The organism is Aestuariivirga litoralis (assembly GCF_003234965.1).
Taxonomy (GTDB): domain Bacteria; phylum Pseudomonadota; class Alphaproteobacteria; order Rhizobiales; family Aestuariivirgaceae; genus Aestuariivirga; species Aestuariivirga litoralis.
On record NZ_QKVK01000005.1, the window covers coordinates 77,539 to 99,788 of the forward strand.

Annotated in this window: 21 protein-coding genes; 10 read left to right on the forward strand and 11 right to left on the reverse strand. The window is 66.0% G+C overall.

Annotated elements, in window-relative coordinates; genetic code table 11:
• Nucleotides 1–60 precede the first annotated feature (60 nt).
• Both DK847_RS11915 and DK847_RS20785 read right to left on the reverse strand, forming a co-directional pair.
• Complete coding sequence (locus DK847_RS11915) at nucleotides 61–927, reverse strand: DMT family transporter (RefSeq protein ID WP_111198746.1); 867 nt, start codon at nucleotides 925–927, stop codon at nucleotides 61–63.
• Between the two features lie 119 nt (nucleotides 928–1,046).
• Complete coding sequence (locus DK847_RS20785; RefSeq protein ID WP_193548197.1) at nucleotides 1,047–1,970, reverse strand: ComEA family DNA-binding protein; 924 nt, start codon at nucleotides 1,968–1,970, stop codon at nucleotides 1,047–1,049.
• A 317-nt stretch (nucleotides 1,971–2,287) separates the two neighbouring features.
• On the opposite strand from DK847_RS20785, the gene DK847_RS11935 reads away from it, so the two are divergent.
• The gene (locus DK847_RS11935; protein WP_111198747.1) at nucleotides 2,288–3,676 is read left to right on the forward strand and encodes an L-serine ammonia-lyase; all 1,389 of its coding nucleotides are present in this window, start codon (nucleotides 2,288–2,290) and stop codon (nucleotides 3,674–3,676) included.
• Nucleotides 3,677–3,686: 10 nt separating this feature from the next.
• Entirely contained in the window at nucleotides 3,687–5,456 is a 1,770-nt protein-coding gene (locus DK847_RS11940) for an acyl-CoA dehydrogenase C-terminal domain-containing protein (RefSeq protein WP_111198748.1), read from the forward strand.
• 131 nt (nucleotides 5,457–5,587) lie between these two features.
• Here the strand turns inward: DK847_RS11940 and pgi are convergent, their stop codons facing one another.
• The 9 genes from pgi to DK847_RS11985 all read right to left on the reverse strand — a co-directional run bounded on the left by pgi (nucleotide 5,588) and on the right by DK847_RS11985 (nucleotide 16,079).
• A complete protein-coding gene (gene pgi, locus DK847_RS11945) occupies nucleotides 5,588–7,204 on the reverse strand; it encodes a glucose-6-phosphate isomerase (RefSeq protein WP_111198749.1) in 1,617 nt (538 codons plus the stop codon).
• Nucleotides 7,205–7,206: 2 nt separating this feature from the next.
• Nucleotides 7,207–9,600 (reverse strand): phenylalanine--tRNA ligase subunit beta, encoded by a 2,394-nt coding sequence (gene pheT, locus DK847_RS11950; RefSeq protein WP_111198750.1) that lies wholly within the window; start codon nucleotides 9,598–9,600, stop codon nucleotides 7,207–7,209.
• Nucleotides 9,597–10,667, reverse strand: a complete 1,071-nt coding sequence (gene pheS / locus DK847_RS11955) for a phenylalanine--tRNA ligase subunit alpha (RefSeq protein WP_111198751.1) — start codon at nucleotides 10,665–10,667, stop codon at nucleotides 9,597–9,599. The genes pheT and pheS overlap by 4 nt, the downstream gene beginning before the upstream one ends.
• Nucleotides 10,668–10,775: 108 nt before the next feature.
• Complete coding sequence (gene rplT / locus DK847_RS11960; protein WP_111198752.1) at nucleotides 10,776–11,132, reverse strand: 50S ribosomal protein L20; 357 nt, start codon at nucleotides 11,130–11,132, stop codon at nucleotides 10,776–10,778.
• A 17-nt stretch (nucleotides 11,133–11,149) separates the two neighbouring features.
• The gene (rpmI, locus tag DK847_RS11965; RefSeq protein WP_111198753.1) at nucleotides 11,150–11,353 is read right to left on the reverse strand and encodes a 50S ribosomal protein L35; all 204 of its coding nucleotides are present in this window, start codon (nucleotides 11,351–11,353) and stop codon (nucleotides 11,150–11,152) included.
• 375 nt (nucleotides 11,354–11,728) lie between these two features.
• Entirely contained in the window at nucleotides 11,729–12,280 is a 552-nt protein-coding gene (gene infC / locus DK847_RS11970) for a translation initiation factor IF-3 (RefSeq protein ID WP_111198754.1), read from the reverse strand.
• 120 nt (nucleotides 12,281–12,400) lie between these two features.
• A complete protein-coding gene (locus tag DK847_RS11975) occupies nucleotides 12,401–13,870 on the reverse strand; it encodes a sensor histidine kinase (RefSeq protein ID WP_111198755.1) in 1,470 nt (489 codons plus the stop codon).
• On the reverse strand, nucleotides 13,867–15,276 hold the full coding sequence (locus DK847_RS11980) for a dihydrolipoyl dehydrogenase family protein (protein WP_111198756.1): 1,410 nt from the start codon (nucleotides 15,274–15,276) through the stop codon (nucleotides 13,867–13,869). The genes DK847_RS11975 and DK847_RS11980 overlap by 4 nt, the downstream gene beginning before the upstream one ends.
• Nucleotides 15,273–16,079 carry a TVP38/TMEM64 family protein gene (locus DK847_RS11985; protein WP_111198757.1) on the reverse strand — a complete coding sequence of 269 codons (807 nt, stop codon included), beginning with the start codon at nucleotides 16,077–16,079 and terminating at the stop codon, nucleotides 15,273–15,275. Before DK847_RS11985 ends, DK847_RS11980 begins: the two co-directional genes overlap by 4 nt.
• Before the next feature lie 227 nt (nucleotides 16,080–16,306).
• On the opposite strand from DK847_RS11985, the gene rpmH reads away from it, so the two are divergent.
• From rpmH to DK847_RS12025, 8 genes are all read left to right on the forward strand, one after another.
• Complete coding sequence (gene rpmH, locus DK847_RS11990; RefSeq protein ID WP_111198758.1) at nucleotides 16,307–16,441, forward strand: 50S ribosomal protein L34; 135 nt, start codon at nucleotides 16,307–16,309, stop codon at nucleotides 16,439–16,441.
• An 18-nt stretch (nucleotides 16,442–16,459) separates the two neighbouring features.
• On the forward strand, nucleotides 16,460–16,816 hold the full coding sequence (gene rnpA / locus DK847_RS11995) for a ribonuclease P protein component (protein ID WP_111198759.1): 357 nt from the start codon (nucleotides 16,460–16,462) through the stop codon (nucleotides 16,814–16,816).
• A complete protein-coding gene (gene yidC / locus DK847_RS12000; protein WP_111198760.1) occupies nucleotides 16,813–18,588 on the forward strand; it encodes a membrane protein insertase YidC in 1,776 nt (591 codons plus the stop codon). The genes rnpA and yidC overlap by 4 nt, the downstream gene beginning before the upstream one ends.
• Entirely contained in the window at nucleotides 18,585–19,217 is a 633-nt protein-coding gene (gene yihA, locus DK847_RS12005) for a ribosome biogenesis GTP-binding protein YihA/YsxC (protein WP_111198761.1), read from the forward strand. Before yidC ends, yihA begins: the two co-directional genes overlap by 4 nt.
• A gap of 106 nt (nucleotides 19,218–19,323) precedes the next feature.
• Complete coding sequence (gene argB / locus DK847_RS12010) at nucleotides 19,324–20,214, forward strand: acetylglutamate kinase (RefSeq protein WP_111198762.1); 891 nt, start codon at nucleotides 19,324–19,326, stop codon at nucleotides 20,212–20,214.
• Nucleotides 20,211–20,909 carry a pyrimidine 5'-nucleotidase gene (locus tag DK847_RS12015; RefSeq protein ID WP_111198763.1) on the forward strand — a complete coding sequence of 233 codons (699 nt, stop codon included), beginning with the start codon at nucleotides 20,211–20,213 and terminating at the stop codon, nucleotides 20,907–20,909. The genes argB and DK847_RS12015 overlap by 4 nt, the downstream gene beginning before the upstream one ends.
• A 51-nt stretch (nucleotides 20,910–20,960) precedes the next feature.
• A complete protein-coding gene (gene dapD, locus DK847_RS12020) occupies nucleotides 20,961–21,797 on the forward strand; it encodes a 2,3,4,5-tetrahydropyridine-2,6-dicarboxylate N-succinyltransferase (RefSeq protein WP_111198764.1) in 837 nt (278 codons plus the stop codon).
• 87 nt (nucleotides 21,798–21,884) lie between these two features.
• Nucleotides 21,885–22,238 carry a DUF805 domain-containing protein gene (locus DK847_RS12025; protein WP_111198765.1) on the forward strand — a complete coding sequence of 118 codons (354 nt, stop codon included), beginning with the start codon at nucleotides 21,885–21,887 and terminating at the stop codon, nucleotides 22,236–22,238.
• Nucleotides 22,239–22,250 lie beyond the last annotated feature (12 nt).

Below are 22,250 nucleotides of genomic sequence, written 5' to 3' on the forward strand. Positions count from 1 at the left end.
TGCCGTGTCGACCCAAGGATAAATCAGGGGAGTTGATTTATCCAAGTCAATTCTGACACGTCAATTCTGGGTCACCGACATTGTTGCCACGGCAGTGACGATCATGGCGAGTCCCACCCACTGCCCGGGGGAGACTTTTTCCCGGAGGAAGATCATCGCCATGATCACCGAGAGCGCGCCATAGGCCGAAATGCCGATGCCGGCGAACTCCTTGCCCGGAAAATGGCCGGAGGCGTTGACGGCGATCACCCCGAACACATCCAGCGTTCCCATGACGAAGATGCCGATCCACTGGTTGCGGGTCAGCACGGAGCGCTTGCCATCGAGGAAGGCGAACGGCAGCAGCACCAGCAGGGCGACGGGGCGCGACAGCCAGGTGGCATCCACCTCGCCCACGCTCAGCGCCGCCTGCTGGCCCAGCACGATGGAGGAGGAATAGCCCAGCACAGCCATGACGGCGAAGAACAGCAGTGCCGGCATCTTGCCCGGAGCCACGGCATTGATGCCGCCATCGGGCTCTCCCGAACGCGCCACGATGATGGCGCCGAGCAGGGTGGCCCCGACACAGGCCCATTGCAGGGCCGTCGGCTCCAACCCGTTGAAAACGCCCCACAAGACCGCCAGCACGGGGTAGCCCGCCGTGATCGGGCCCACCAGCGACACCGGGCCGAGGCTGAAGGCCTTGAACAGCCCGCCCACGCCGAAGCCATAGGCGAAGCCCAGCAGCAGCCCGGAGAAGATGGCGGGGCCGGAGGCCTGCCACACCGAGCCATCCCACAGCACATAGGCCGACAGCACGATGAAGCCCGACACCATGACCCAGGCTGCCGTGCGGAAGCCGCCCACCGAACCGGCGATCGACCGCGCGATCACGTCATGGATCGACCAGCACAGCGCGGCAAACACGCCGAAAAGCACGGCAATCATGGTGGCCTCAGTCCCCTCGTCAGCTCCCTGCCCGGTATTTGAGCACGGGCAGGGGAGGGCGGGAACTGCAATTCCGGAATGGCGGGCGGCGTTCGGCCACCCCGGGCGGAAAAGGCGGCTCAGTAGCCCCGGTTCTTCAGCGCGATGTTGCACTGGCTCCAGAACTGCGGCCAGGTGATGCCCTCGGGGATCTTGCCCTCCGCCTTGGCACCGCGCCACTTGGCACCGCACATGCGGATGCGCTTCTGGGCGGCCTCGCGGCCCGGCGTACCCGGCGCGGCGGCGGCCTTGCCGGATACCGCCACGACCTCGGTGGCGCTCTTGAACTTGTCGAAGACGCCCGCCGGGATGACGGCCTTCTGCTCGAACTGGGCGAGCGAGGCATAGGGGCGCCCGTCCACGATGGCCTTGGCGCGTGCCGGGCCAACACCCGGCAGCACCTCGAGTTCCTCAGGCGTTGCCGAATTGAGGTCGATCTTGCCGGTGGGCTCCGGCACGTTCCTTTCCTCGGGCGTGTCCGCCGCCACCGGCTTCGGCTTGGTGACGGTCACGTCGCCCTTGAACTTCTCGACGGTGGAGGCCGCGACGATGTTGCGGGCCTCGAAATCCTTCAGCGACTTGTATGGGCGGCCCTCGACGATGGCCTTGGCCTTGGCGGGCCCGATGCCGGGGAGCGACTGCAGCTCGTCCACCGTGGCGGTGTTGAGGTCGATCCTTTCGGCCGGTGCCGCTGCTTCGGCGGCCGTGGGCTTGGCCTTGGCCACCGTGACCTGGCCCTTGAGCTTATCCGCCACGGCAGGGGCGACGATGTTGCGCGACTCGAAGTCCTTGAAGGATTTGTAGGGGCGACCCTCGACGATGGCCTTGGCCTTGACCGGCCCGATGCCGGGGAGCGCCTGAAGCTCCTCGAGGCTGGCCGTGTTGAGGTCGACCTGGGCGGTGGCGGCCGTCGCCGATCCAGTCCCGACCAGGCTCAGCTGCGGAGCGGCGACGAGGGGGAGGGCCAGGAGCAGGCCGATGGACAGCCATTTGCGGAGCGACATTGGGGGTTCCTTGGACGTGAATTGTGAAATCGATTGTTTTCGACATTACGCCCGGTTGTGCAACCGTTCAATATCCGGAGGTTGAGTTGCCTGGGTGGGGACCAGCCTAACCTTCGAGCCTCGTCCCTCCTCCGTATCGTCACCCCGGCGAAGGCCGGGGCCCCGCTTCGGGCGGCCGTCACGGGGAAAGCTGGGCCCCAGCTTTCGCTGGGGTGACGAACTGTGGGGGTGTGCCGACCCGCCAGCCAGACGTTTATGGCGCAAAAGGCGGCAGATCCGGCTATGCTGCCGGTTCCGAACAATGATTTCTGGTTGCTATGTTCCTCTCCGTCTTCGACATCTTCAAGATCGGCATCGGCCCCTCCTCCTCCCACACGGTGGGGCCGATGGTGGCGGCCGAGCGGTTCCTGGCCCTCGCCTCCGCCGCCTCGCTCCCGCGCACCGGGCGGCTGACGGTGACGCTGCATGGCTCGCTCGCCTTCACCGGCAAGGGGCACGGCACCGACCGCGCCGTGATCCTGGGGCTTGCCGGAGAGCGGCCGCAGACCATGGACCCCGACCGGGTGGACGACGTGCTGCGCCAGATGGCGGAGATCGGGCGCATCCAGATCGGCGATGACTTCGCGGTGGCCTTCAACCCGGCGACCGACGTGATCTTCGACTTCGGGCCGGCGCTGAAGGGCCATGCCAATGGCATGGTGTTCCGCATCCTCGACGACGACAACAACGTGCTGCTCTCGGAAACCTATTTCTCGATCGGCGGCGGCTTCGTGCAGACCGAGGCCGAGCGCGCCCAGAGCATCGCCGCGGGCAAGAGCGAAAAGCCGTCCGTCGACGTGCCATACCCGTTCCGCACCGCGGCCGAGATGCTGGAGATGGGCAGGCGCTCCGGCCTTTCGATCGTCGCGATGAAGCGCGCCAACGAACAGGTGGCGCAGACGCCGGACCAGCTCGACGCCAATCTCGACCGCATCTGGCACGCCATGCGCGACTGCATGAACCGTGGGCTTCGCCAGACCGGCACGCTGCCGGGCGGGCTCAAGGTGAAGCGCCGGGCCGCAGAGATCTACAAGCGGCTGAAGGAAGAGAAGGGCAACAACGCCATCCAGCCGCACCAGCTGATGGACTGGCTCTCGGTCTATGCCATGGCGGTGAACGAGGAGAATGCGGCAGGCGGCAAGGTCGTCACCGCGCCCACCAATGGCGCGGCGGGCGTGATCCCCGCCACCATCCGCTATTACCTCGACCATTGCCTTGGCGCCGACGAGAAGGGCATCCGCACCTTCCTGCTCGCCGCTGCGGCAATCGGCGGCCTCATCAAGCACAATGCCTCGATCTCGGGTGCCGAAGTGGGCTGCCAGGGCGAGGTGGGCTCGGCCTCGGCCATGGCGTCCGCCGGTCTGTGCGCGGCGCTGGGTGGCACGAACGAGCAGGTGGAGAACGCAGCCGAGATCGCGCTCGAGCATCACCTTGGCATGACGTGTGATCCCGTGGGCGGCCTCGTGCAGGTGCCCTGCATCGAGCGCAATGCCTTCGGTGCGGTGAAGGCCGTCACGGCGGCCTCGCTGGCGCTGCGCGGTGACGGCACGCATTTCGTGCCGCTCGACACCTGTGTGGAAACCATGCGCCAGACGGGGCTCGACATGAGCGAGCGGTATAAGGAGACCTCCACCGGCGGCCTTGCGGTGAACGTGGTGGAGTGCTGAAATCCGGGGCATGCCTGTCTTTGCCCCGCCGATCGCCGACCACCTCTTCACCCTCTACGAGCTTCTCGACTTCGAGAGCCATGCGCAGCTCCCTGGCTTCGAACACTGCACGCGCGACGTGATCGCCGCTGTGCTGGAGCAGTCGGCACGGTTCTCCTCCGAAGTGCTCTATCCGCTGCATCGCACGGCCGACGAGGAGGGCGTGCATTTCGACAATGGCACGGTGACGACGCCGAAGGGCTTCAGGCAAGCTTACGCGCAACTCGTCGAAGGCGGCTGGCCCGCACTCACCGCGAGCCCGGAACACGGCGGGCAGGGCATGCCGCACATGGTGAACTTCCTGTTCGAGGAGATGCTCAACGGCGCGAACCTGTCCTTCGGCCTGTTTCCCGGGCTCACGCGCGGCGCCTATGTGGCACTCGCCCAGCATGGCAGCGCGGAGCAGAAGGCGCTTTATGCACCGAAGCTGGCAAGCGGCGAATGGGCGGGTTCCATGTGCCTGACCGAGGCGCATTGCGGCACCGACCTCGGATTGCTGAAGACCCAGGCCATGCCGAAGGGCGATGGCTCCTATGCGCTCACCGGCACCAAGATCTTCATCTCGGCGGGCGAGCATGACCTGACCGAGAACATCATCTATCTCGTGCTGGCGCGGCTGCCGGATGCGCCGAAGGGGACGAAGGGCATCAGCCTGTTCGTCGTGCCGAAATTCCTGGTCGATGCCGCTGGCGCGCTGGGCGCGCGCAATGCCGTCTCCTGCGGCTCCGTCGAGCACAAGATGGGCATCCATGGCTGCCCCACCTGCGTGATGAATTTCGACGGCGCCACCGGCTGGCTGATGGGCGAGGCGAACCAGGGCCTGAAGGCCATGTTCGCCATGATGAACACCGAGCGTATCGCCGTCGGCATCCATGGCCTCGCCATTGCCGAGGCTTCCTACCAGAATGCGGTGGCCTATGCGCGAGAGCGGCTGCAGGGCCGTGCGCCGTCGGGCGCGCGCGATGCGGCAAAGCCCGCCGACCCGATCATCGTCCACCCCGACGTGCGCCGCATGCTGATGACGCAGCGCGCCTTGACCGAAGGCTGCCGCATGCTGGCGCTGTGGACGGCGCAGGCCCTCGACGTGAGCGAGCGGCATGGCGATGCGGAGGTGCGCGCCAAGGCCGATGCCATGGTGCAGCTGATGACGCCGGTGGTGAAGGCCTTCCTCACCGACTGCGGCGTCGAGGTGGCCAATCTCGGCGTGCAGGTGCTGGGTGGGCACGGCTTCATTCGCGCCAATGGCCAGGAGCAATATCTGCGCGACGTGCGCATCACGCCGATCTACGAGGGCACCAATGGCGTGCAGGCGATGGACCTGCTGGGGCGCAAGGTGCTGCACCTCGACCTGTTCCACCATTTCGCCGTGCCGGTGCAGGGCTTCGTCGAACGCCATGAGGGCGACGAGGCGCTGGCCGAATTCGTGGAGCCGCTGGCCGCGAGCTTCGACCTGCTGGAGGACTCGACACGGATGATCCGCGAGCGGGCGGGCCTGCATCCGGAAGAAACGGGTGCGGCGGCGGTCGACTACATGCGGCTCTTCGCCTTGACCGCGGTCGCCTATCTCTTCGCCCGCGCGGCGGAGGTGTCGCTGCCCAAGAGCAATGATGCGTTCCACCGCGCCAAGCTCGCCACCGCGCGCTTCTACATGCAGCGCGTGCTGCCGGATTCGGCGGCACTGCATGCGAAGATCCTCGCCGGTGCCGGGCCGGTGATGGCGATGGATGAGGCGATGTTCTGACCCGCGGCGTCACCCACACCTCCATCATCGCCGGGCTTGTCCCGGCGATCCTTTTTGGTAGCCGGGAAAAGGATGGCCGGGACAAGCCCGGCCATGATGACGAAGTGGTGGTGAGCGGGGAGTGAGCGTGCCTAGCCCAGCTTCCGCAGGAACTTCACCAGCCCAGCCGTGGAGGAATCGAGCCCCTCCGTGCCCTTCTTGCCCTCGACGACAGGCTGCAATCCCGTCGCCAGTTCCTTGCCGAGTTCCACGCCCCACTGGTCGAAGGCGTTGATGTTCCAGATGGCGGCCTCCACAAACACGCGGTGTTCGTAGAGCGCGATCAGGCGGCCGAGCGTGAAGGGATCGAGCTGCCTGTAGGCGAGCGTCACCGACGGGCGGTTGCCGGTGAAGACACGGTGCGGGGCCAGCGCCTTCGCCTCCGCCTTGCTTTTCCCCATGGCGAGGAGCTGGGCTTCCGCTTCCTTCTCGGTGCGGCCCAGCATCAGCGCCTGGCTCTGCGCCAGGCAGTTGGCGACAAGCAGCGCGTGGTGCTCGCGCATCGCCTTGTCCTCATGCGGGTCGGCCGCGATGAGGAACTCGACCGGGATGATGCCGGTGCCCTGGTGCAGCAGCTGGAAGAAGGCGTGCTGGCCATTGGTGCCGGGCTCGCCCCAGACGATGGGGCCGGTGTCGCCCTTCACCGGCTTGCCGCTCTTCGTCACCCGCTTGCCGTTCGACTCCATGTCGAGTTGCTGCAGATAGGCGGGAAAGCGCGACAGGCGCTGGTCGTAAGGGATGATGGCACGCGAGGGATAGCCGCAGATGTTCCGGTGCCACACGCCCAGCAGGCCCATGAGCATGGGCAGGTTCTCGAGCACGGGCGCCTCGCGGAAGTGGCGGTCCATCGCGTGGCCGCCCTCGAGGAAGTTGATGAAGCGTTCCGGCCCGATGGCGATCATCAGCGGCAGGCCGATGGCCGACCAGATCGAATAGCGCCCGCCCACCCAGTCCCAGAAGCCGAAGATGCGGTCTTCGGAAATGCCGAAGGCCTTGACCTTGGGAATGGCGGTGGAGATGGCGGCGAAGTGTTCGCCCACATGGGCTTCGCCCAGCTTTTCCGCGATCCATTTGCGCGCCGTCTGCGCGTTGGTCATGGTCTCGATGGTGGTGAAGGTCTTCGACGCGATGAGGAACAGCGTCGTCTCGGGTTTCAGCAGCTTCAACGTGTCGGCGATGTGGGCGCCGTCGACGTTCGAGACATAATGCAGTCGCGGGCCATCGTGGTAGGGGGCGAGTGCCAGCGTGGTCATGGCGGGGCCGAGGTCCGAGCCGCCGATGCCGATGTTGACGACGTCGGTGATCTTCGACTTGCGGATCTTGCGGGCGAAGGCGGCCATGCTGGCGAGCACGGCGTTCACATCCGGCATCACGTCCTTGCCACTCACCAGCACGGGCGTGTTGGCGCGGTTGCGGAGGGCCGTGTGCAGCACGGCGCGCTGCTCGGTGCTGTTGATGATGGCGCCCGCAAACATCTGGTCGCGCTTGGCCTCGACGTCGCAGGCTTTCGCGAGCTGTGCGAGCAGCTTCATGGTGCGCGTGTTCACCGCGCATTTGGAATAGTCGAGCAGCAGGTCGTCGGCCTTGGCGGAGAATTCCGCGAAGCGTTTGGGGTCGCGCTCGAAGGCGCGCCGCATGTCGATCGGCGCGCCCTTCCTGCGATGGGCCTTCAGATCGGCAAGGATTTTGCGGCTGTCGGCCCTGGCCATGGTCAGCTCCTCAAGCTTCCGCCGGTGGCCTTGGTGACGGCCTGCACGATCTTGGCCGAGACGGCCTCGATCTCCGGTTCGGTGAGCGTTTTGTCCTTCGGCTGCAGCGTCACCTCGATGGCGAGGGATTTCTTGCCGCCCTCGAGCTTGTAGAGGTCGAAGACCGACACATCGGCGATCAGCGCCTTGTCGGCACTCTTTGCGGCCTTCACCAGCTTGTCGGCCTCCACCGCATCATCCACCACGAAGGCGAAATCGCGCGACAGCGGCATGAGGTCGGAGATGACCAGAGGCGGCCGCGTGGCGCCCTTCGACTTCGATCCCGGAATGGCGTTGAGGATCAGCTCGAAGGCGACGAGCGGGCCCTTCACGTCCATTGCCGCGAGCACGCGCGGATGGATTTCGCCGAAGAAGCCGAGCTTGTTCTGCGGGCCCATCTGGATCGTGCCGGAGCGGCCGGGGTGGAACCAGGCGGGAGCGCCCGCCACCACCTGCAGCGTCGCCACGGGCGCGCCTGCAGCCTCGAGAACGGCGAGCGCATCGGCTTTTGCGTCGAAGGCATCGACCGCGCGGGCGCCACCATGCACGTTGCGGCCGGTGAAGGCGCCACGGCGGATGCCGGCGGCGCGCAGCGTCTCGTCTTGAGGGCGGTCACCGGCATAGGCATGGCCCACTTCGGCCAGCATCATGTCGGCGAAGCCGCGGTCCATGTTGCGGCCGGCGGCTGCGATGAGGTTCGGCAGCAGCGAGGGGCGCATGTCGGAGAGTTCCGACGAGATGGGGTTCGCCAGCTTCAGCTCCGGCTGGCCGCCGCCGAAGAGCTTCGCCTGATCTTCGGGCAGGAAGGCCCAGGTGATCGCCTCGTTGAAGCCGCGCGAGGCAAGTGCGCGGCGTGCGCCGAGCATGCGCTTCTGCAGCGGGTTCAGCACCGGCTTCGCGATGGCGCTGGTGCGCTCCATCGGCTGGGGCGGAATGTTGTCGAGACCCCAGATGCGGGTGACTTCTTCCACCAGATCGGCCTCCCCGTGGACATCCGGCCGCCAGGAGGGAACAGCGCAGGTGAAGGTGTCTGCATTCTCGGTGACACCGTAGCCGAGCGCCTGCAGGATCTCCTTCTGCCGCGCGACGGGAATGTCGGCACCGGCGAGCGAGGCGACGCGGGTCTTGCGCAGGTCGTAGCTGCGCGACGTGTCGGGCACCGCACCGGCGACGACGACATGCGAGGCCTCGCCGCCGCAGAGGTCGAGGATCATGCGGGTCGCGATCTCGGCGCCCACGGGCGTGAAGGCCGGGTCGACGCCGCGCTCGAAGCGGTAGCGCGCATCCGAGGTGATGCCGAGCTTGCGGCCCGTCGCGGCGGTCTTCAGCGGGTCGAAATAGGCGGCCTCGAGGAAGACGTTGACCGTCTCGTCGGTGCAGCTCGACGGAATGCCGCCGATGATGCCGGCAATGGCCTCCGGCCCTGCGTCATCCGCGATGACTGTCATGCCCGCTGACAGCGTGTAGGTCTTGTTGTCGAGCGCTTCCAGCGTCTCGCCATCCTTCGCAGGCCGCGCACGGATACTGCCCTTCACCTTGTCCGCGTCGAAGACATGCAGCGGGCGGCCATAGGCGAAAGTGATGTAGTTGGTGACGTCGACGAGCTTGGAAATCGGACGCAGGCCGATGGCCTTCAGCTGGCGCTGCAGCCATTCGGGCGAGGGGCCGTTCTTCACGCCCTTGATGTAACGCCCGACGAAGAGCGGGCAGGGCTTCATGTCGCCATCGGGGAAATCGAGCGACACCTTGATGGGCGACTCGAAGCTGCCTTCCACCTTCTTCGCATCGAGCGGCTTCAGTGTCCCCACGCCCTTCGCCGCAAGGTCGCGCGCGATGCCGTAGATGCCGAGCGCATCGGGGCGGTTGGGCGTGACCTTGACGTAGATCATCGGGTCATCGAGGCCCAGCGCCTTCGCCGCCGGCGTGCCGACCGGCCAGTCGCCCTCGATCTCGATGATGCCGTTGTGCTCGTCCGAGATGAGAAGCTCGCGTTCCGAGCACAGCATGGCCTGGGATTCGACACCGCGTATCGTGGCGGGCGCGAAGACCGCTCCCGTCGCCGGAATGGTGACGCCGGGGAGTGCGATGATGGCCTTGATGCCGGTGCGCGCATTGGGGGCGCCGCAGACGACCTGCTTCGTCCCGTCCTTCGTTTCCACCACGCATTGCCGCAGCTTGTCGGCATTGGGGTGCTTCTCGGCAAGCGTGACATGCGCCACGCTGAAGTCGGCGAGCAGCTTCGTCTTGTCGGTGACCTCCTCCACCTCGAGGCCAACGCCGACGAGACCCTCGCAGATCTCGTCGAGGCTGGCTGTGGTGTCGAGATATTCCTTGAGCCAGGAGAGGGTGAATTTCATGACAGGCCTCCGGCAAGTGTCGGCACCTGGAGTGCCTTGAATCCATAGTGGCGAAGCCAGCGCAGGTCGGCTTCGAAGAAGGCGCGGAGGTCGGGGATGCCGTATTTCAGCATGGCGATGCGGTCGATGCCCATGCCAAAGGCCCAGCCCTGGACCTGGTCCGGGTCCATGCCGCCAGCGCGGATGACGTTCGGGTGCACCATGCCGGAGCCCAAGATCTCCAGCCACTTGTCGCCGGTGCCGATCTTCAACTGGCCGCCCTCGCGCGAATACTGGATGTCGACCTCCATCGAGGGCTCGGTGAAGGGGAAGTGCGAGGCGCGGAAGCGCATCTTCACGTCGTCGACCTCGAAGAAGGCCTTGCAGAATTCGGTGAGCACCCATTTCAGGTTCGCCAGCGTCGCCTTCTCGTCGATGACGAGGCCCTCGACCTGGTTGAACATCGGCGTGTGCGTCATGTCCGAGTCGCAGCGGAAGGTGCGCCCCGGCGCGATGATGCGGATCGGCGGCTTGGAGGCCAGCATGGTGCGGATCTGCACCGGGCTCGTGTGGGTGCGCAGCAGCATGCGCGAGCCGCCGGCCTTCTCGTTGAAGAAGAAGGTGTCGTGTTCCTGCCGTGCCGGATGCTCGGGCGGAATGTTCAGCGCATCGAAATTGTGGAAGTCGTCCTCGATGTGCGGGCCTTCCGCCACCGAGAAGCCGAGGTCGCCGAAGATCTGCACCACTTCTTCCCAGACCTGGGAGACGGGGTGCACCGTGCCCGACACCTGCGGGCGGCCGGGCAGCGTCACATCGATCTTCTCGGAGGCCAGCCGCGCTTCCAGCGCCACTTCCTGCAGCTTCGCCTTGCGGGACGACAGGGCGTCGGCGACCTTGTCCTTGAGCACGTTCAGGGCGGCACCTGCTTCCTTGCGCTCCTCGGGGCTCATGGCGCCAAGGCCCTTCATGCGCTCGGAGATCGAGCCTTTCTTGCCGAGGGCGGAGACGCGCACCGCCTCGAGCGAAGCCTCATCGCTGGCGGCTTCGATCTCGGCGAGGATCGACTGTTCGAGAGTGGCGAGACTCATTCAGGATGTTCCTCTGGAAACGACATGACCGGGCACAGGTGCCGTGGAAGACACGCTGTGGCCCGGTCAAGGCAATCGGAATTCGACGTGGTGATCTACGAGGCTTGATTAAGCCTGCGCAGCCTTTGCCTTCTCGACGAGAGCGGCGAAGGCGGCCTGATCATGCACGGCGAGATCGGCGAGAACCTTGCGGTCCACCTCGATCCCGGCCTTGGCCAGGCCATGGATAAATCGGCCATAGGTGAGGCCGAGTTCGCGGGTCGCGGCGTTGATGCGCTGGATCCACAGGGCGCGGAAATTGCGCTTCTTGGTGCGGCGGTCGCGATAGGCATACTGCTCGGCCTTCTCGACGGCCTGGACAGCGACGCGGAAGATGTTCTTGCGGCGGGAGAAGTAACCCTTCGCAGCCTTGATCACCTTCTTGTGGGACTTGCGGGCGACGACGCCGCCTTTTGCACGTGGCATTGGTCTATCTCCTCGGCTTACTTGGCGATGTAGGGCATGTGGATCTTGACGAGGCGCTCATCGCCTGCCGCCAGAACCATGGTGCCGCGCTGGTTGCGGATCTGCTTGTTGGTCCGCTTGATCATGCCATGGCGCTTGCCGGCCTGACCTGCCTTGATCTTGCCGGAAGCGGTGACCTTGAACCGCTTCTTGGCCGAGGACTTGGTCTTCATCTTGGGCATTTTGCTTAATCCTTTCAAAGCGTTATAAAGCCGCCATGGCATGCCCTTTACAGGCCAGGCGGCTAGAACGGGCGGGTTTAAGCAAAAACAGGCCGGAAAAGCAAGGGTGAGGGCGGGACGGCACCCAACCTCTGGTAACCTCCCGTTAGGTCAAGGGAGCTAATGGGTTGGATGAACATTGGGATTGGGGAGTGGAGCGGCGGATGCTTGAAGCTGTGTTGCTGTTTGCCAGTGCCGTCTCAGCTGCCTTCGTCGTCGGCCTTGCCTATCTGGCCTCGGTTTCCTGAGGGGGCCGGCGCTGCGGTGAGCCGCGTCCCCCAAGGAAAATGCCCGGGACGGGGCCCGGGCATGATCGTGCGGGAACAGGGATAAGCCTTACTTCGGCGCCAGGACCATGACGATCTGGCGGCCCTCGAAGCGCGGCTCCGACTCGACCTTGGCGATCTCGACGACGTCCTTCTTGACGCGGTCGAGGAGCTGCTGGCCGAGTTCCTGGTGGGCCATTTCGCGGCCGCGGAAGCGCAGCGTGATCTTGACCTTGTCGCCTTCCTCGAAGAAGCGCCTGATCGCCTTCATCTTCACGTCGTAGTCGTGATCATCGATCATCGGGCGCATCTTGATCTCCTTGATCTCGATGACCTTCTGCTTCTTGCGAGCCTCGGCGGCCTTCTTCTGTTCCTGGAACTTGAACTTACCGTAGTCGAGGATCTTGCAGACCGGGGGCTTGGCGTCCGGCGAAATCTCGACGAGGTCGAGGTTCGCTTCCTCGGCCATCATGATGGCCTGGCGGATCGGCACGACGCCGACATTGGCGCCATCGGCGCCGATCAGACGCACTTCGCGCGCGTCGATGCGGTTGTTGATCCTGTGTCCTTCTTCCTTTTGCGGGGGGGCGGCTCCGCGGATTGACGGCCTCCTGGGTGGCATTGGCAAGTGGTCTTCAGCTCCTGTGAAAGGGGGTCCGGCATGAATCCTCCCCCTGTGGTTTGGTTGCGACCGCTATAGACATTGAATGGGGCACCCCCGTCAAGCGCGGAAAAACCGGGTTTATGCCCGGTTGCGGGCGCCGCGGCGGCCGGGGCGGAGCTCCACCACGGCATCCGGCACCACCACGTGGAACACGGTGCCTGCGGGGCCGGTTCCGTTGAGCCTGATCTCGCCGCCATGGGCCCTGATCAACTCCGCCGCGATCGCCAGCCCCAGCCCCACGCCGCCGGGCTTGGCGGCACTCTGGAAGGCCTCGAACAGCTTCGGGCGCACCCGCTCCGGAATGCCGGGGCCATTGTCCTTCACCTCGATCACCACCACCGCGCCCTCGCGCCATGAGGAGAGGGTGACGCGGCCGTCCTCCTCCGAGTCCTGGGATTCCAGCGCCTGGATGGCGTTGCGGACGAGGTTGGTGAGCACGCGGTTCAGGTGCTCGCGGTCGGCATCGATGAGCAGGCCCGGCGGCACGTGGTTGAAGAGGACGACGCGGGAGGAGGCCTGCAGCACCGCGGTGTCGATCACCTCCTCGGCGATGTCCTTGAGGGGCAGGCGCTCGCGCATCGGCGGGGCCTCCTCGGCGCGGCCGAATTTCAGCGTGGCGGTGAGGAAGGAGATCGCCCGGTCGAGGCTGATGATGAGCTTGGGCGCAAAGCGCTTCACCGTCGGGTCCTCCGCCATCGCCAGGCGGTCGGAGATGATGTGCGCGGAGGACAGCATGTTGCGCAGGTCATGGCTCACCTTCGACACCGCTAGGCCCAGTGCGGCAAGCCGGCTCTTCTGCTGCAGCATGGCGGCGAGTTGCGACTGCATGTCATGCAGTTCGCGCTCGGCAATGCCGATCTCGTCCTGGCGCGCCGAGGGCACGATGATGCGCGAACGGTCCTCCGGGTTCTGGGCGAAGGCCATCATGTTGCGGGTCAATCGCTTCATCGGGCGGATGAGCGCGAAGGTGAGGGCGAGGTAGACCAGCCCCGCGACGATCACCGAGAGCACGACGGAGAGCAGGAAGATGTTGAAGCCGAAGCGCAGCATCGCCTCGCGCAGCGGCTTCTCGAACAGCGCCACCTCGATCACGTCACCCGACATGTTGGGCGGCTTGTCGATGACCCCGATCACCCGGTCGGTGGGCCGCAGCAGCACGGCGAAGGCATCGGTGACGGCGGGAAGCCACGGCACGTCGCGCAGGTCATAGGAGGTATCGATCATGTGATCGGTCTCGCTCCGCAGCATCAGCTTGCGGGTCTCGCCGCGGGTGAGTGAGACGACGAGCACGCCAGCGCCCTTGAGGATCTCGGTGCGGAGGTCGGGCGACAGGATGCGGTCCGGTGCGGCTTCGGCGGCCAGCGCCGCGATCTCCGCCTGGGCGATGCGGCCCTTCAGCCACTGGATGCGGAAATTGGCGATGGAGGGCAGGAAGATCAGCACCTCGCCCAGCATGACGAAGAGGATGGTCATGACCAGCACCTTGCCGGACAGGCCCCGGAACGGGGGCGGCCCTTCGCGCCGCACGGTCTCGCTGCTGCCCGTCATGGAATGATCCTGCTCACCAGCCCCATTACGTGCCGGAGCAGCCGGTTGGATGCGAGGCCGGCGAAATATCCGATGGCCGCGCGGCGGGAGGCCTCGCCCCGCGTCGGATAGGGCAGCACGGAGGAGGCCAGCGCGCTGATCTTCAGCCTGCCCTGCAGCGCCAGCACCCAGGGTTGGATGAGGTCGCCCGCGCCGGCCCCGGCGATGCCGGCACCGAGGATGCGGCCGCGCCGCGTGGTGATCACCTTCACCAGGCCCTCGACCTCCGCCTCGGTCACCGCCCGGTCATTGCCGCTGAAGGGCGCGCGCAGCACGCGCACGCCGTCGCCATGGGCAGCACGGGCTTGGCGCTCGGTGAGGCCCACCTGCGCCAGTTCCGGGTCGGTGTAGGTGACATGGGGAATGGCGGCCGTGGCCCTGGCGGGAAGCCCGAACAGCGCGCTGCGGATGACGATGCCCGCCTGGTAGCCCGCCTCATGGGTGAAGCGCCCGCCCGCCACGTCGCCAATGGCATAGGCGCGGCGGTTGGAGGTGCGCAGCCCCCTGTCGACGGTGATGCCCCGGGGCGTGACGGCAATGCCCGCGGCTTCGAGGCCCAGCTTCTCGATGTTGGGCCTGCGCCCCGTAGCGACCAGGAGGTGCGAACCGGTGATGCTGCGGCCGCCGACCTCGAGGGTGATGCCGCCGCCGCTGGAAGAGACGCGCGACACGGCCGCGGAGGTGATGATCCCGACCCCCTCTCTCGCGAGGTGGCCGAGCACCACGGCGGCGAGTTCAGGGTCGTCCTGTGCGAGCGGGGCCGCGGCTTCGATCACGGTGACCTCTGATCCCAGGCGCCGGTGCGCCTGCGCCATTTCCAGCCCGATGGCGCCGCCACCGATGACGAGAAGATGCGACGGCAGCGTCTCGCTGGCGAAGAGCGTCTCGTTGGTGAGGTAGGGGACCTCCGCGAGCCCCGGGATGGGCGGAATGGCGGGACGCGAGCCGGTGGCGATGATGAAGCGGCGGGCAGTGTAATGTTCGCCGCGGGCCTCGACGGTGCGGTCATTGACGAAGTGCGCCGCAGCCCGAATGACGCTGACGCCGAGGGCCTCGAAGCGCTGCTGGCTGTCATGCGGGGCAAGGGTGGCGATTGTCCGCTGCACATGGGCGCGCACCGCCGCGAAATCGACCGTGGGCGCCACCGGCGTGATGCCGAAGCGTGCCGCAGTCCGCATCGCCTGTGCCTGGCGTGCCGCGGCGATGAGCGCCTTCGAGGGCACGCAGCCGGTGTTGAGGCAGTCCCCGCCCATGTCGCCCGCCTCGAACAGCACCACCCTGCAGCCGAACTGCGCCGCCGCCGCCGCTGCCGAGAGGCCGCCCGAGCCCGCGCCGATCACCGCGATGTCGAAATGCCGGGCCCTCATCGCGGGCGGTTCCGCCACAGCCGCAGCAGGGTGGGCAGCAGCGCCACGACGCCGAGGCCCGTCAGCCCCCACAGCAGTTCCGGCGAGATCAGCATGCCGGGGCTCAGGGTGAGGTGGCAGTTCTCCGCCCCGTTCTGCTCGGCGCAGACCTTGAAGGCGAGGAGCTGGTCGTCGATCACCCCGTCGAGCCCCGCCCCGATCAGCGCGAAGGCAATGGAGCCCGGAATGATGCCGATCAGCGTGGCGGCGAGGAAGGTGGAGAGCGGCATGCGGCTCAGCCCTGCCACCGCATTCACCGCCCAGAACGGAAACACCGGCGTCAGCCGCAGGAACAGCAGCAGGCCGAAGCCATTCTCCGCAAAACCCCTCGACAGCCGGGTGAGGAAGGGGCCGGAGCGCTCCGCCAGGGTGGCGCCGAGCGAGGTCTTCACGATCTCGAAGACGATGGCCGCCCCCGCGGTGGCGGCCAGCGTGGTGACCGGTGCACTCACCATCCAGCCGAACAGGAAGCCGCCGGCGAGGCTCAGCGCCGCGGCCGCCGGCAGCGACAGGGCGACAACGGCGACGTAAAGGGCGGCGAAGCCCGCCAGCGCCAGGGTGAAGTGGCCCTCCACCCAGCCCCTGATGGCATCGCGGTGCTCGATGAGGGCGGGAAGCGACAGGCGGTTCTGCAGCCCGAGGCCATAGCCCAGCCCAATGGCGAGCAGCAGCAGCAAGGCCGGCAGCCAGCGCCACAGACGGCGGGGCTGGGCCGGGCCGGGCAGGCTGTCGGTCGGGTGGGGCGGGCTGGCCTCGGTCATCATCAGGATGCCATGCTTGGACCATATGGCGCGCAGGCGAAAGGGGGCTCACGCCCACGTGACCGGTGGCCACGAAGCGTGTTCAGCGCCTCGTTGACTTCCCCCGGCTTTTCGCCCATAAGCGCCCTCCAACTTCCCGACGTGGCCGGAGAGGCCCTCGGGGCATGCCTGTTTCAGCAGGTCATGTTGTTGAAAACATTGGCTGAAAAGCCTAATTCGGAGTACCGATCGTGAAGCGCACCTACCAGCCGTCCAAGCTCGTCCGCAAGCGCCGCCATGGCTTCCGCGCCCGCATGGCGACGGTTGGCGGCCGCAACGTCCTCGCCCGCCGCCGCGCCAAGGGCCGCAAGCGCCTCTCGGCCTAAGCGCCGGACCGCCTGACAATGGAGCGCCTGAAGCGTCGGCAGGATTTCGTTGCCGCCGCCCGGGCGCTTTATGCCGCCATGCCGGGCATGGTCGTGCAGATGCGCGCCCGGGGTGACGAGGCGCCCCCCCGCGTCGGCTTCACCGCCACCAAGAAGATCGGCAATGCCGTGGTCCGCAACCGCGTCAAGCGCCGGCTGCGGGAACTGGCCCGGTTGCAGCTGGCCACGGTGGCCCGCCCCGGCCATGACTATGTGCTGATCGGCCGCGCGCCCACCTTCGAACGCGCCTTCCCCGATCTCGCGAAAGATCTGAGCTCCGCCTTGAAAAGGCTGCACCGCACCGCCCACATCGCGGCGGACAAGGGAACACCATGAATTTCGAGAACAAGAATTTCATCGCGGCCATCCTGCTGTCGATGGCGATCATCTTCGGCTGGCAGTATTTCTATGCGGCACCCCTGCAGAAGAAGCTGGCCGAGACCCAGACGGCGGAGACCCAGCAGGGCACCACCGCGCCCGCCACCGGCGGCGCCGTGCCCGGCACGACCGCCCAGGCCGCGCCGGTGAGCCGCGAGGAAGCCCTGGCCGCCTCGCCGCGCCTGCCGATCAAGACCGACTTCGTCTCGGGCTCGATCAACCTCAAGGGCGCGGTGATCGACGACCTGCACCTGCTGCGCTACCGCGAGACGATCGACCCCAAGAGCCCGACCATCACCTTCCTGTCGCCGTCGGGCACGCCGGGTGCGCTGTTCGCCGAACAGGGTGTGGTTCCCGCCACCGGCACCACGGCGAAGCTCCCGGACTCGAACACGGTGTGGACCGCCCCCGCCGGTGCGGTGCTGAGCGAAGACAACCCGGTGACCCTCACCTGGGACAATGGCGCGGGCCTCAAGTTCTCGCGCAAGATCCAGATCAGCGACGAATATCTCTTCACCGTCGAGCAGACGGTCGAGAACACCTCCGCCGCCGCCGTGGCGATGATCCCCTATGCCCGCATCCAGCGCCAGGACACGCCCGTCGTCTCCGGCTACTGGGTGTTCTTCGAGGGCATGCTGGGCTGGCTCGACGGCAGCCTGCACGAGATCCACTACAAGGACGTGAGCGAGCAGAGCGAGCCTGACCGCCGCGACACCACGGGCGGCTGGATCGGCTTCACCGACAAGTACTGGGCCGCCGCCATCGTGCCGGACCAGGCCATGCCCGTCACCGCGAGCTTCATCCACACCAAGCGCGACAACCGCGACCTCTACCAGACCGACTATCTCGCCAAGGATGCGATGGTGGTCGAGCCCGGCAAGTCCGCGTCCTCCACCGGCCGCCTGTTTGCCGGCGCCAAGGTGGTGCGCACCATCAATGCGATCGAGAGCCTCTACCAGATCCAGGGCTTCAGCTACATCATCGACTGGGGCTGGTTCTATTTCCTGACCAAGCCGTTCTTCTACCTGCTCGACTGGCTGAAGGGCATCGTCGGCAATTTCGGCATCGCCATCCTCGTCGCCACGGTGCTGGTCAAGGCGGCGGTCTTCCCGCTGGCCAACAAGTCCTATGCCTCGATGAGCAAGATGAAGAAGCTCCAGCCGGAGATGGAGCGGCTCAAGAAGGAATATCCCGAAGACAAGATGAAGCAGCAGCAGGAGATGATGGCGCTCTACAAGCGCGAGAAGGTCTCGCCGCTGTCGGGCTGTCTGCCTGTGGTCGTCCAGATCCCCATCTTCTTCGCGCTCTACAAGGTGATTCTCACCTCGATCGAGCTGCGCCATGCGCCGTTCTTCGGCTGGATCCATGACCTTTCGGCGCCCGATCCGACGAGCCTGTTCAACCTCTTCGGCCTCATCCCCTGGACGCCGCCGCACATGCTGATGATCGGCGTGTGGCCGATCATCATGGGCATCACCATGTGGCTGCAGATGCGCCTCAACCCGGCCCCGCCGGACCCGGTGCAGGCGAGCCTGTTCAACTGGATGCCGGTGATGTTCACCTTCATGCTCGGCTCCTTCCCGGTGGGTCTCGTCATCTACTGGGCGTGGTCCAACACGCTCTCGATCCTGCAGCAGTCGCTGATCATGAAGCGCCATGGCGTGGACATCGACTTCTTCGGCAATGTGAAGAACAGCATCCCCTTCCTGAAGAAGAAGGCCACCAGTTGAGCGAGCGTTTCAACGAGGACCAGATCGATGCGGGCCGCCGTCTGTTCGGCGGCCCGTCCCGTTTCCTCAAGGGTGTGGCGAAGCTCGAGCAGCTGCCGCCGTCGGACGGCGTCGAGATCGCCTTCGCCGGGCGCTCCAATGTCGGCAAGTCGTCGCTCATCAATGCGTTGACCAACGTCAATGGCCTGGCGCGTGCCTCCAACACGCCGGGCCGCACGCGCGAGCTCAATTTCTTCGACGTGAACGAGGCGCTCACCCTCGTCGACATGCCGGGCTATGGCTATGCCAAGGCGCCCAAGCACGAGGTGAAGCAGTGGCAGGCGGTGCTGAGGGGCTATCTCCGCGGCCGCCCGGGCCTGACGCGCGCCTTCGTGCTGATCGACAGCCGCCATGGTATCCTGAAGGCCGACGAGGAGATGTTCGATCTTCTCGACGAGGCCGCCGTGACCTACCAGGTGGTGCTGACCAAGACCGACAAGATCAAGCCCGCCGAGCTCGAGAAGGTGAAAGAAAAGGTCGCTGCGGCGATCAAGAAGCACCCTGCCGCCTTCCCCGAGATCCACGCGACCTCCAGCGAGAAGGCACTCGGCATCCCCGAGCTCCGGGCGGAGATCGCGGGGCTGCTCTAAGGAATTGTCTTCTCCCGCTGAACAAGCGGGAGAAGACCTCCAACGACCCTTTGAAACCTTCACATTTCTCCTGTAATGCGCTTCGCCACTGACCCGGGGGAACTTCATGGACGAAATCGCCGCGACGGCCCGAATCCTTTCCGAGGCGCTGCCCTTCCTGCAGCGCTATGACGACCAGATCATCGTGGTGAAATATGGCGGCCACGCCATGGTGGACCCCAAGCTCGCCCACCAGTTCGCCCGCGACATGGTGATGCTGAAGGTCTGCGGCCTGAACCCCATCGTCGTCCATGGCGGCGGCCCGCAGATCAACAAGATGCTCGACAAGCTCGAGGTGCAGCCGGAGTTCCGCGAGGGCCTGCGGGTGACCGACGAGGCCACCATGTCGGTCGTCGAGATGGTGCTCTCGGGCTCGATCAACAAGTCGATCGTCGCCTCCATCCAGCAGGCGGGCGGCCGCGCGGTGGGGATTTCCGGCAAGGACGGCAACCTGATGATCGCCGAGAAGCTGACCAAGAAGAAGACCGACCCCGAAACCGGCAAGGTGGTCGAGATCGACTTCGGCTTCGTCGGCGAACCGGTGAAGGTCAACACCGAGATCCTCGAGACCATCATGAAGTCCGACGCCATTCCGGTGATCGCACCCGTCGGCGTGGGTGCGAATGGCGAGACCTTCAACGTCAATGCCGATACGGCGGCGGGAGCGGTGGCCACCGCCACCAGGGCCAAGCGCCTGCTGCTCCTCACCGACGTTGCCGGCGTGCTCGACAAGGACAAGAACCTGATCAGCGAGCTCGCCGTCGAGGAGCTTCCCAACCTCATCGCCAACGGCACCATCACCGGCGGCATGATCCCCAAGGTCGAGAGCGCGGCGGATGTTGTGAAGTCCGGCGTCGAGGGCGTCATCATCCTCGATGGCCGCGTGCCGCATTCGGTGCTGCTCGAACTGCTGACGCCGCACGGCGTGGGCACGCGCATCTCGCGGGCAGGGGCATGAACGACTTCTCCCACGTCGACACCTGGGTCTTCGACCTCGACAACACGCTCTATCCGGCCTCCTGCCGGCTGTTCGACCAGATCGACGTGAAGATGGGGAATTTCGTCTCGAAGCTCCTCAATGTCGACTATGCCGAGGCCAAGCGGCGCCAGAAGGAGATGTTCTACAAGTATGGAACGACACTCCGCGGGCTGATGACCGAGCATGGCATCACGCCGGACGACTTCCTCGACTATGTGCATGACATCGACCATTCGCCGGTGCCGCTGAACAGGCCGCTCGACGAGGCACTCCATGCGCTGCCGGGCCGCAAGCTGATCTTCACCAACGGTACGGTGGCCCATGCCGAGAAGGTGCTCGCCCGCATTGGCATCACCCACCATTTCGGTGACATCTTCGACATCGTGCATTCGGATTTCATCCCCAAGCCGGAGATGGAGCCCTACCGCAAGTTCGTGGCCCAGACGGGGATCAACCCCGAAACCTCCGCCATGTTCGAGGACATCGCGCGCAACCTCGAGGCACCGCATGCGCTGGGCATGCGCACCGTGCTGGTGGTGAGCCCGGAAAACCACGACGCCGAGCACCTGAACAAGGCCACCGGCGGCACCGCCCAGCCGCACATTGACCACGTGACCGACGACCTCGCCAGCTTTTTGGCGGGATTGACGAAGGACCTCCAAACCCGGTCTTGACCGGGCCTGCCTTTTTGGCGAAAGCCAGCCGAAACGAGTGAGGGGACAGCCATGACCGATCTTCAGAGCACCATCGAACAGGCCTGGGAGGGCCGCGACAAGGTCAACCTCGAAACCAAGGGCCCGGTGCGCGACGCCGTGGTGGCCGCCCTCGAACTGCTCGATTCCGGCAAGGCCCGCGTCGCCGAGAAGCGTGACGGCGAGTGGCACGTGAACCAGTGGCTGAAGAAGGCGGTGCTCCTCTCCTTCCGCCTCAACGACATGCAGATGATCTCCGGCGGCCCCGGCGGGTCCTCGTGGTGGGACAAGGTGCCCTCCAAGTTCGATGGCTGGGCGGAGAAGGACTTCCGCGCCGCGGGCTTCCGCTCGGTGCCCAACTGCGTGGTCCGGAAGTCGGCCTATGTGGCACCCGGCGCCATCCTCATGCCGTCCTTCGTCAACCTCGGCGCCTATGTCGACACCGGCACCATGGTGGACACCTGGGTGACGGTCGGCTCCTGCGCCCAGATCGGCAAGAACGTTCACCTCTCGGGTGGCGTTGGCATCGGCGGCGTGCTGGAACCGATGCAGGCCGGCCCCACCATCATCGAGGACAACTGCTTCATCGGTGCACGCTCGGAGGTTGTCGAGGGCGTGGTGGTGGGCGAGGGCTCGGTCATCTCGATGGGCGTGTTCATCGGCCAGTCCACCAAGATCATCGAGCGCGACACCGGCAAGGTGCACATGGGCAAGGTGCCGCCCTATTCCGTGGTGGTCTCCGGTTCCCTGCCGCAGAAGCCCTATGCCGACGGCTCGCCTTCGCCGTCCCTCTACTGCGCGGTGATCGTCAAGCGTGTGGACGAGAAGACGCGGTCGAAGACCTCGATCAACGAGTTGCTGCGCGACTGACAAGGCGGCTTCCGCGAATCTCCGATCTCGTTCATAGTTCAACCTGCGGGTACCGGCGCATCACGCGCCGCGCAAAGGGGGTTGGACATGGACTGGAAATATCTGTTCACGAGCCTCGAGGGCCGCATCGGCCGCCAGAGCTACTGGATGGGGGTGATCGCCATGACGGTGATCACCATCATCGCAGCACTGATCGACATGGTGCTGGGCACGGCCGGCGAGAATGGCTACGGCATCGTCAGCATCATCGTGGCGCTGGCGCTGATCTATCCCGCCATCGTTCTCTATGCCAAGCGCTGGCATGACCGCGGAAAGTCCGGCTGGTGGACGCTCATCGGCCTCGTGCCGATCATTGGCGGCATCTGGATGCTGGTCGAGCTCGGCTTCCTCCGGGGCACGGATGGCGAGAACCAGTATGGGCCGGACCCGCTGAGATACTGAGGCCTCAGGAGT

Coding starts and splice junctions, on each gene's coding strand:
- rnpA (WP_111198759.1), top strand. CDS start 16,460: ATGGAGCGCCTGAAGCGTCGGCAGGATTTCGTTGCCGCCGCCCGGGCG.
- argB (WP_111198762.1), top strand. CDS start 19,324: ATGGACGAAATCGCCGCGACGGCCCGAATCCTTTCCGAGGCGCTGCCC.
- DK847_RS11975 (WP_111198755.1), bottom strand. CDS start 13,870: ATGACGGGCAGCAGCGAGACCGTGCGGCGCGAAGGGCCGCCCCCGTTC.
- DK847_RS11980 (WP_111198756.1), bottom strand. CDS start 15,276: ATGAGGGCCCGGCATTTCGACATCGCGGTGATCGGCGCGGGCTCGGGC.
- DK847_RS11915 (WP_111198746.1), bottom strand. CDS start 927: ATGATTGCCGTGCTTTTCGGCGTGTTTGCCGCGCTGTGCTGGTCGATC.
- DK847_RS11935 (WP_111198747.1), top strand. CDS start 2,288: ATGTTCCTCTCCGTCTTCGACATCTTCAAGATCGGCATCGGCCCCTCC.
- pheS (WP_111198751.1), bottom strand. CDS start 10,667: ATGAGTCTCGCCACTCTCGAACAGTCGATCCTCGCCGAGATCGAAGCC.
- DK847_RS20785 (WP_193548197.1), bottom strand. CDS start 1,970: ATGTCGCTCCGCAAATGGCTGTCCATCGGCCTGCTCCTGGCCCTCCCC.
- infC (WP_111198754.1), bottom strand. CDS start 12,280: ATGCCACCCAGGAGGCCGTCAATCCGCGGAGCCGCCCCCCCGCAAAAG.
- dapD (WP_111198764.1), top strand. CDS start 20,961: ATGACCGATCTTCAGAGCACCATCGAACAGGCCTGGGAGGGCCGCGAC.
- rplT (WP_111198752.1), bottom strand. CDS start 11,132: ATGCCACGTGCAAAAGGCGGCGTCGTCGCCCGCAAGTCCCACAAGAAG.
- DK847_RS12025 (WP_111198765.1), top strand. CDS start 21,885: ATGGACTGGAAATATCTGTTCACGAGCCTCGAGGGCCGCATCGGCCGC.
- yidC (WP_111198760.1), top strand. CDS start 16,813: ATGAATTTCGAGAACAAGAATTTCATCGCGGCCATCCTGCTGTCGATG.
- DK847_RS11985 (WP_111198757.1), bottom strand. CDS start 16,079: ATGATGACCGAGGCCAGCCCGCCCCACCCGACCGACAGCCTGCCCGGC.
- rpmI (WP_111198753.1), bottom strand. CDS start 11,353: ATGCCCAAGATGAAGACCAAGTCCTCGGCCAAGAAGCGGTTCAAGGTC.
- DK847_RS12015 (WP_111198763.1), top strand. CDS start 20,211: ATGAACGACTTCTCCCACGTCGACACCTGGGTCTTCGACCTCGACAAC.
- DK847_RS11940 (WP_111198748.1), top strand. CDS start 3,687: ATGCCTGTCTTTGCCCCGCCGATCGCCGACCACCTCTTCACCCTCTAC.
- pheT (WP_111198750.1), bottom strand. CDS start 9,600: ATGAAATTCACCCTCTCCTGGCTCAAGGAATATCTCGACACCACAGCC.
- pgi (WP_111198749.1), bottom strand. CDS start 7,204: ATGGCCAGGGCCGACAGCCGCAAAATCCTTGCCGATCTGAAGGCCCAT.